The 7163-nt window shown below is 68.9% G+C and carries 4 protein-coding genes; all 4 read right to left on the reverse strand.

The window, feature by feature from the left end:
• Nucleotides 1-16: 16 nt before the first annotated feature.
• Nucleotides 17-2515: an ABC transporter permease gene (locus tag ALA01S_RS21370; protein WP_066340769.1), complete on the reverse strand. Its 2499-nt coding sequence runs from the start codon at nt 2513-2515 to the stop codon at nt 17-19.
• A complete protein-coding gene (locus ALA01S_RS21375) occupies nt 2512-3216 on the reverse strand; it encodes an ABC transporter ATP-binding protein (RefSeq protein ID WP_066340777.1) in 705 nt (234 codons plus the stop codon). The genes ALA01S_RS21370 and ALA01S_RS21375 overlap by 4 nt, the downstream gene beginning before the upstream one ends.
• A 5-nt stretch (nt 3217-3221) precedes the next feature.
• Nucleotides 3222-5651 (reverse strand): phosphoketolase family protein, encoded by a 2430-nt coding sequence (gene xfp / locus ALA01S_RS21380; RefSeq protein WP_066340780.1) that lies wholly within the window; start codon nt 5649-5651, stop codon nt 3222-3224.
• Nucleotides 5652-5955: 304 nt separating this feature from the next.
• Nucleotides 5956-7163, reverse strand: a 1208-nt coding sequence (locus tag ALA01S_RS21385; protein ID WP_157119165.1) for a heavy metal translocating P-type ATPase, incomplete at its 5' end; no start/stop codon positions are given.

Genomic DNA, 7163 nt, shown 5'->3' on the forward strand with positions numbered 1-7163 from the left:
CCGTGTCGCCGTGTCATCACGTGTGGCGGATCGCGACCGTCGGGTCGAGCCGCGCGGCGCGCGCAGCGGGATAGAAGGACACGGCCACGCTGGCGAGGAACAGGCCAATGCCTGGGCCGACAAGGTTGCCGATCACCAGCCGGGGATAAACGATGCCGGTCAGCCCCGGAATGGCGCTGTAGTCGCGGTAAAAGCGAGACAGGTCCAGGCCGATGCTTCCGAACAGGAAAACGACCGCAGCGCCGATCGCGTAGCCGACGGCAGAGGCCACAAGCATCAGCGCCACCGTCTCGTAGACGACCATGCGCACGATCGCTTCCGGCTGCGTGCCCAGTGCCATCATCACGCCGAACTCGCGCGTGCGCTCGGCCACCGCCATGAACACCGTGTTCATCACTGCCAGGGCAACGACGAGGAAGAAGACGGCGACGATGATCATGCGGATGGCGCCGATCAACCCCAGCATGTCCACCACCCGCGGCAGCAGGCGGGGCCACGGCGACGCGACCAGCCCGTTGTTGGCCAGCAGCGGAGCGAGTCTCGCGGCGGTGGCATCGACCTCGGCGCGATCGGCGAGGCGCAGGTTGACCGACGAAACCTGCTGGCCCAGACCCAGCATCCGCTGGGCCGCCGGCAGCGTGACAAAGACCATTGCGCCGTCGAACGAGCTGCTCTCGGTAGCGAAGATGCCCCGCACCCGAAAGGCCGCTGTGCCGAGTTCACCGGCCAGTCCCGGTGCCATGACCACCAGCTTCTCTCCCAGGCGGATCCCGAGCTTCTCGGCTAGCCGCCGTCCGATCACGATGTCGCGCTCCGCACCAGCGTCCAGCGCCGTGCCTTGCACGATGGTGCGGTGCAGGATGGTGATGCCGCGCTCAAGCGCCGGGTCGACACCGTACAGCACAACGCTGACCGACTTCGTCGCGCTGCTGGCCAGCGCCTGCGCCTGCACGCGCGGCGCGGCGGCCGCGATGTCGGGCTGGTCACGCAGCGCCGCCAGCACGGCGGTGGCGTCGAAAGCCAGCTCGGGCGCCAGATCACGCCGCAGGCCCTCTCGTTCGAGTTGGATGTGTCCCGTGATGTAGCGGGTCGAGTTGTCGACGATCTGTTCACCGAAACCGTCGAAGAATCCGTAGAGGAAGACGTAGGCAACGATCGCGAAGGCGGCGCCGAACACCGTGATCGCGCTGCGCTTGCGGTTGCGCAGCAGGTTGCGCGTGGCGATCAGCACGAAAACCGGCAGGGCGGGGTGGGTCGTGCCGGGGCGCCTGGAACGCTCCCCCGCGGCTTTGTCCTCGATGCCGCGGATGGCCGCGACCGGCTCCAGTGTTGCCGCGCGGAACGCTGGGTACAGCGCCATGGCCAGCGCGATAACGAAGACCAGTACCGAGATGAACAGGCTGCGTTCGGCACGCACGACCGGGTAGATGACGTCCGCAAGGCCCGGCATGGCCCGCAGCCCGGCCTCGAAGGCCCCGAGGTCGATACCTGTGCGGCCGAACGCCGCCGTGGCGCCGAGCCCGACCGCGTTGCCAAGCAGCAGGCCGGCCAAGCCCAGCAGCGCGGCTTCGGCAACAACGAGCCGGAACAGCACCGACTGGCCGGTGCCCAATGCCAGCATGATGCCGAACTCGCGCGTGCGCTCGAGCACGGCCATGAGCACCGGATTGGCCACGGCGGCCGCGACCATCACGAAAAAGATCGTCAGCACCACGAAGCCCATGACCTCGTGGAAGCGGATGCTGACCGCCACCATCGGCAGCAGCTCCGGCCAGCCCACGACCTCGTGGCCGCCGCCAACACGTGCTGACAGGGACTCGACAGCGGAACCCAGCGCTCCCTGGTCGCGCAGCCGCAGCGCGACCGCGGTGACGGCATCGGGCGCCGCGAGAAACTCCCGCATCGCCGCCATCGGCATTACTGCGACATAGCCGTCCAGGTCGTCGATCTTGGTACGGAACACGCCGCGGACCGGCACGCGCGCACTCGCGACCGAGCCATCGTAGGCCTGCCCGACCAGCACGAGCTCGTCGCCGGCCCGCACTGCCAGGGCCTCGGCCATGCCCTCGCCGATCAGCATCCCCGTATCGGCCGCGCCGGTGAAGGCGCGGCCATCGACCACTGCCTTGAACAAGTCCGTGACCCGGGCCTCGTCAGCCGGGTCGACGCCGAAGGCCATGATGCCGCGCGAGCGGTCGGCACGGCTCGCCAGGACGGTGGTCTCCAGGCGAGCGGTCGCTGCAGCCACGGCCGGATCCGCACGCACCGTCTCGAGCAGCAGCGCACCAGCCTCGATCGCGCGGTCCGGGCTCGGATCGTCGTGGTAGCCCTTCAGGTGCACCTGAGCGTCGGCGGCGAAGTAGCGCGTGGTGTTGTTCACCATTTGGCGGTTCATGCCGTCGATGAACCCCCACAGGAAGGTCAAAGCGGCCAGGCCGACCGCGATCGACAACACCGTGATGATGGAACGGCGGCGATTGCGCATCACGTTGCGCGCCGCCAGCGTCCAGATCATCGCGAGGCCCACCGCTCGTCGGCCTCGATGCGGCCATCGCGCAGCCGGATCACGCGGCTTGCCCGCTCGACGACCATCGGGTCGTGCGTCGAGAACACGAAGGTCGTACCCTGCTCCTCGTTGAGGCGGCGCATCAGGTCCATCAGCGTCGCGCCCGACTGCGAGTCGAGGTTGGCGGTTGGCTCGTCAGGCAGCACGATCACCGGCCGAGCCGCGATGGCGCGCGCCACCGCCACGCGCTGCTGCTGGCCACCCGACAGTTCATTGGGCCGGCGGTGCTCCATGCCCTCGAGCCCCAGTGCGCGCAGCAGCCGTATCGCCTCCTGGCGCCGCTGCTCCTCGTCGATGCCCTGCAGCAGCATCACGTACTCGACGTTCTCGAGCGCGGAAAGCACCGGGACCAGGTTGTATTCCTGGAACACGAAACCGATCCGGCGAAGGCGAACCTCGGCAAGGGCTTTCCTGCCAAGGTTCGTGATCTCCTGCTCGCCGACCCAGATACGGCCGCTCGTTGGCCGGTCGAGGCCGCCGATGAGGTTCAGCAGCGTCGTCTTGCCCGAGCCCGAGGGGCCGACCAGGGCCACGAAGTCACCCGGCTGGATCTCCAGGCTGGTTTCCTGCAGCGCCGGCACCGGGATGCGGTCGCGCTGGTAGACCTTGGTCGCCTTGTCGACGCGGACGATGGCCGAGGGCTGCTGCATCAGCGTCAGCCCGCTGACATCATGGTGTGCGGATCGCCTTGCCCGCGGACGGCGGCAAACTCGTCCGCACCGAGGACGCGCGCCGGATCGACGCCAAGTGCGCAGGCGGCTTCGTTGGCCACATGGGCCCAAGTGCAGCGGTTGGCGAACAGCATGCCGGCGACATCCAGCGTCCCGCCTCGGCCGACATAGCCCAGCACGCGCGTGCGCAGCGGGCCGGTGTCCAGGCGGCGCAGCAGCCCGAGCGTCGGCTCGGGTCGCATGTGCGTGACGACGACGCGCGCGTTCGCCTGGGCCGGGAACAGGCGTTGCACTGCCTCGTCGGTGGCCACGAAGGCACGCTCACGCTCGTCGCGCGGCACGCGCAGGCGGCCAGGCTCGATGACACAGGTCACCGCCGTGGGATGGCCTGCGCCGTCCAGGCGAGTTGCCGCCAGCAGCGCCTGCTGCAACTGGTACGCACCGATCGCGATCAGCAGGACCTCGGGTGCATCGCAGGCCTTGACCATGCAGGCGCCCTCGTCGACCAGGTGCTGCACCTGCTCGCCGTTGAGGCGGTTGGCCAGCGGCCGCTTGGGCACGACCAGGGTCCAGAGCTGGCCGTGGGTACGGTAGGCCGCGCGCAGCGCGGCGACGGCGCTGTTTGCGTCCACCGGGAACAGGACGCGCGACGTGTCGGACATTTCGCCCAGCAGCGCTTCCGCCAGGGTCGGGTCCTGGTGCGACTGCTCGTTCTTGCCGTTCTCCCAGGTGTGCGAGGTGGCCACCGTCACCACCGACAGCCAGCCCGGCGGCATGCCCGCCTCTGCCTGGTGACGGGCGAACAGGATTTCCTGCCGCAGCGCGCCGAGCATCTTGACGGCGAAGGCTTCGTAGGAGACGACAAGGTTGATGCCGCCCTTGTTGCCGAGCGCGGCGCTGACGACCGCCTCCTCGTTGAGGGCGGTGATTACCGCGCCGTCCACCGCTTCGGCCAGCCCGGGTTCAGGCGAGAAGACGCGGTGCTTGAGCAGGTCCAGCGTCTGTCCCATGCGGTTGCTGTGCAGTTCGTCGGGATTACCGACGCGTGGGCGCAGCTGCGGATTCGCCTGGACGATTGCGGCAAACGCGGCATCGAGCGCGCCCATCGGCGACACCTGACCGGCGCCGACGCCGTGCCATTGAGCGGCCGGCAGGGCGGGCGCTTCAACGCGGCGGACGGCCAGCGGATGGTCACGCTCGAGCGGGCGTTGCTGGCGCTCGTGACGGCAAAGCCAGGCGAGTGCCTCTTCGAGCTCGTCGGGGGTTACCCGCAGCGCGCGGGTGCCATCGTTGAACTGCTGCCGCGCGAGCGGATCACTGCTCGGGTTGCCGTCCAGTGGCAGGTTGTGGGCGGCGTTGGTGCCCGCGCCGGGAAAGCCGAACCCCTTCGGAGCCTCGGCAATTGTGTAGTGCAGCGGTACCGGGTACTGGAGGGTTCCGCTGCCGACCGCCGCTGCGCAGGCCGCGAGCCGCTCCTCCATTGCATGGACGGCCCAGGCAAAAGCGGCCGGGTCCGTGCCGTCGATCTCCATCGGATCAAAGCCGTTCAGGCGCAGATGCTGATGGAACCAATCCTTGCCGCCCTGCTGCTGCATCGTGCTGCGCTGCTCGATACGACGTCCGTTGAGGATCATGAACGGTGCCACGAAACCGCAGTCTTCAGCCCGCCACCAGCGCGGCGCCCAGTCGCTGCCGCGCTGCTCTTCGAAGGCGCCGTCGCTCAGGAAAACCACCAGCCGCTCGCCGGGCAGTGGCATGTGCACGTACTGCAGCTCCGCAAAACCGAGGTAGCCGCCCTCGGACAGGCCGCCTGCGGTGTTCGGACCGACATGGCTGCCCAGCGGCGACGCGGGCCGGCCAGACGCGTCGATCTCGTAGCTGTAGAAGTCGCGGGCAAACCGGGTGAGCCCGCTCTCGCTGCGGTCGTAGCGTTCGGCGTGGCGCGGGGTCATGTTCCCCACCAGCAGGTTGCAGGCGTCGATGCCCGCCACGCAATGTCCCTGCCCCATCAGCCAGCCACGCGTGAGCCCGCTCAGGGCGTTCGCCGCCAAGTAGCCGACGTAGGCCGGCACGATGTTGAGCGAGCCGCCGGTGTGCCCTTCCGGTGTGTCCTTGAAGTCGCCCGCCGTCATCGGGCGCCCATCCGGATACACGTTGCGAGCGTATGTCATGTGCACCGTCAGCCACATGCCGGCAGCGGCGATCCGGTCGGCAGCCCAGAGTATTCGGTACACACTGACGTCGTCGGGCGCGTGGCCGCCCGCAACCAGCACTTGGGCAAGGTCGTGCACACGTAGCTGCGTAAGGTCGTTGTGCGCGATGGGCCCGAAGCCTCGCGCCCAGCGCGCGAACTCAGGCTCGGCTTCACGGAACAGTCGCACGCGTTCGGCGATCCAGGGCAGGTTGTGGTTCATCGAGTCGCTCCGAGAAACCTCTCCCGTTCACGGAGAGGCGGATAGGAGTGCGCCCGATGGGGCGCAGCGGGAGTGCTGGATACGCACCGAGCATCCAGCCAAGTTTCCAGCGGCGAGAAGATCGCCGTGCCCACCGCCTTGCGCAGGCACAAGGCACGGCTGCAGCGCCGGCTCGGCAAGAAGCCTCGGGGATCAGGCAACCGCGCCAAGGCGCAAGGCTTGATGGCGCAGCTGCATGGTGCAATAGCCGGCACCGGCACGGACGTCGTGCACCAGGTGCGGTGTTGGAAACGCAGCGGCTGGGTCACGGCTTGCTGCCGCGCAGCCGCAACGCGTTGCCGATCACCGACACCGAGCTCAGGCTCATCGCCAGGGCGGCGATCAGGGGCGACAGCAGCCAGCCGGTGAGCGGGTACAGCACGCCGGCAGCCAGCGGCACGCCCAGCGCGTTGTAGACAAAGGCAAAGCCCAGGTTCTGCTTCATGTTGGCCACGGAGGCCTGGGACAGCACGCGCGCCTGCGCAATGCCGCGCAGGTCACCCTTGACCAGGGTGACTGCCGCACTGTTCATCGCCACGTCGGTACCCGTGCCCATGGCGATGCCGACATCGGACTTGGCCAGCGCCGGGGCATCGTTGATGCCATCTCCAGCCATCGCCACGACGCGTCCCTCGCGCTGCAGCCGCTCCACCAGCGCCAGCTTGTCCGCCGGCTTGACCTCGCCGTGCACCTCGTCGATGCCCAGCCGTGCCGCCACGGCACGGGCCGTCGTGACCCCGTCGCCGGTAGCCATCACCACGCGCAACCCTGCGTCGCGCAGCGTCTGCAACGCCTCTGGGGTGCTGGCCTTCACGGGGTCGGCCACGGCCAAAAGGCCGGCCAAGCGCCCGTCCACCGCCAGGTGCATGACACTGGCGCCCTCCGCGCGCAGCGCCTCGGCTTGCGGCACCAGCGCCTCCACCGACACACCCATCTGTTCCATCAGCGCGGTGTTGCCCAAGGCGAGCGTGCGCCCCGCAACGTGACCGCGCACACCGATACCGCTGCTCGACTCGAAGTCCTCAGGCTTGTCCAGCGCCAGGCCCTGCTGCCGCGCGGCGTGCACGATGGCATCAGCCAGCGGGTGCTCGCTGCCCTGGTCCAGGCTCGCGGCCAGGCGCAGCACCTCGTCGGCCTGCCACCCCTGCGCGGGGACGGCGCTGTGGAAGGCGGGCTTGCCTTCGGTGAGCGTGCCGGTCTTGTCCACGATCAGCGTATCCACCTGGCGCAGCCGCTCAATGGCAGCGGCGTCGCGGAAGAGCACCCCGCGCGTGGCAGCCTTGCCGGTGGCGACCATGATCGACATCGGCGTGGCTAGCCCCAGCGCGCAGGGGCAGGCAATGATCAGCACGGCCACCGCGTTGATGAGTCCGTACACCCAACTGGGCTGCGGACCGAAGAAGCCCCAGACGAAGAAGGTCAGCAGCGCGATAGCGACCACCACCATCACGAACCAGCCGGCCACCTGGTCAG

Origin of the sequence: Azohydromonas lata NBRC 102462, assembly GCF_001571085.1 — a bacterium.
GTDB classification, from domain to species: Bacteria; Pseudomonadota; Gammaproteobacteria; order Burkholderiales; family Burkholderiaceae_C; genus Azohydromonas; species Azohydromonas lata.